The organism is Longimicrobium sp. (assembly GCF_036554565.1).
Taxonomy (GTDB): domain Bacteria; phylum Gemmatimonadota; class Gemmatimonadetes; order Longimicrobiales; family Longimicrobiaceae; genus Longimicrobium.
This window is the reverse complement of the sequence record NZ_DATBNB010000609.1, coordinates 1-1537: the sequence shown is the minus strand read 5'-3', so window position 1 is coordinate 1537 and position 1537 is coordinate 1. Positions and strand designations below refer to the sequence as shown.

Here is a 1537-nt window from a genome sequence, read left to right as displayed (position 1 = left end):
GACGCCGAGAAGCACGACGAGGAAACGGTGATGATGGCCGCGCTGGACGCCGGGGCGCTGGACGTGGAGACGGGGGAGGACGGCCACACGGTCTATACCGAAGTCGCCGACTTCCATGCCGTGCAGGACGCGCTGCGCGCCGCGGGCATCGAGTGGGAAGACGCCGAGCTGGCGATGATCCCCAAGACCGAGATCCGCGTCGAGGGCGCCGATGCCGAGCAGCTCGTCAAGCTGCTGGATCTGCTCGAAGAGCTGGACGACGTGCAGAAGGTGTACACCAACGCCGACCTGGACGCCGACGCCCTGGCAGGGGTGTGAGCCTGGGCCTTCCCCCGTCCGAGTCCGTGGTGCTGGGGGTGGACCCCGGCACGGCGGTCACGGGATACGGCGTCGTCCGGCGGGCCGCGGACGGCGCCCTTTCGCTGCTGGAGTGCGGCGTCGTCCGCACCGACACCAGGGATGACCTCGCGGACCGGCTGCGCGTGATCTTCGAGGGCCTTTCGGAAGTGATCGAGCGTACGAAGCCCGCGGTCGTCGCGGTCGAGGGCGTCTTCTACGCCAAGAACGTCCGCACCTCCGTGGTGCTGGGCCACGCCCGCGGCGCCGTGCTCCTGGCCGCCTCGCTCAAGGGGCTGCGCGTGGCCGAGTACCCGCCGGCCGAGGTGAAGGCCGCCGTGGTGGGCGCCGGCCGCGCGACCAAGGACCAGGTGGGGCTGATGGTGCAGCGCCACCTGAAGCTGCGCGAGGTTCCCCGTCCCCACGACGCGGCCGACGGCGTGGCGCTCGCGCTCACGCACTGTTTCCGCGGCTTCGGCCCGCAGCTCAAGGCGCCGGTTCCCCTGACGTTCGCAAACCTGCAGAAGCTGGGAGGCCGCCGATGATCTCGCGCATCCGCGGCGAGCTGATCGTCCGCGACCTGGAACGCGTGGAGGTGATGACCTCCGGCGGCGTGGCGTATGAAATCTCCATCCCCACCACCGTGTTCGAGCGCCTGCCGCGCCTGGGCGAGCAGGTGACCATCCGCACCTACCACCTGGTGCGCGAAGACGCGGTCATGCTCTTCGGGTTCCTGGATGACACCGAGAAGACCGTTTTCACGCGGCTGCTGGGCGTGAACATGGTGGGGCCGCGGCTGGCGCTCGGCCTCCTCTCGGCCCTGACGGCGGAGCAGGTGGTGCGCGCCGTACGCGAGCGGAACGCGGCGGCGCTGACGGCGGTGTCGGGGGTCGGCAAGAAGACGGGTGAGCGCATCGTGCTGGAGCTGACGGGCAAGCTGGACGACATCGCCTTCGCCTCGTCCGCGCTCGGCCAGCGCGCCCCCGCCGCCGAAGAGGCCCTGCGTGCCCTCACCGCGCTGGGCGTGACCACGGCGGACGCGGACCGCGCGGTGCGGTCGGTGGTGCAGGAGAAGGGAAGCCTCTCCGCGCCGGAGCTGATCCGCGAGGCGCTCGCGCGGCTGAAGTAACCCTCGCAAACCCGGCCATGCCTGGCGTCGTCCTGATCACCCACGACGGCACCCACGGCCAACGCGTGCTCA

General features: G+C 71.0%; 3 protein-coding genes. All 3 read left to right on the top strand.

The genetic code is table 11. The features are described 5' to 3' along the window. A partial coding sequence (locus VIB55_RS16960) for a YebC/PmpR family DNA-binding transcriptional regulator (RefSeq protein WP_331877855.1) occupies window positions 1-318 on the top strand: 318 nt, incomplete at its 5' end. Beyond that, the gene (gene ruvC, locus VIB55_RS16955; protein ID WP_331877854.1) at window positions 315-881 is read left to right on the top strand and encodes a crossover junction endodeoxyribonuclease RuvC; all 567 of its coding nucleotides are present in this window, start codon (window positions 315-317) and stop codon (window positions 879-881) included. The genes VIB55_RS16960 and ruvC, both read left to right, overlap by 4 nt. Then, entirely contained in the window at window positions 878-1465 is a 588-nt protein-coding gene (gene ruvA, locus VIB55_RS16950) for a Holliday junction branch migration protein RuvA (RefSeq protein ID WP_331877853.1), read from the top strand. The genes ruvC and ruvA overlap by 4 nt, the downstream gene beginning before the upstream one ends. Window positions 1466-1537: the final 72 nt, after the last annotated feature.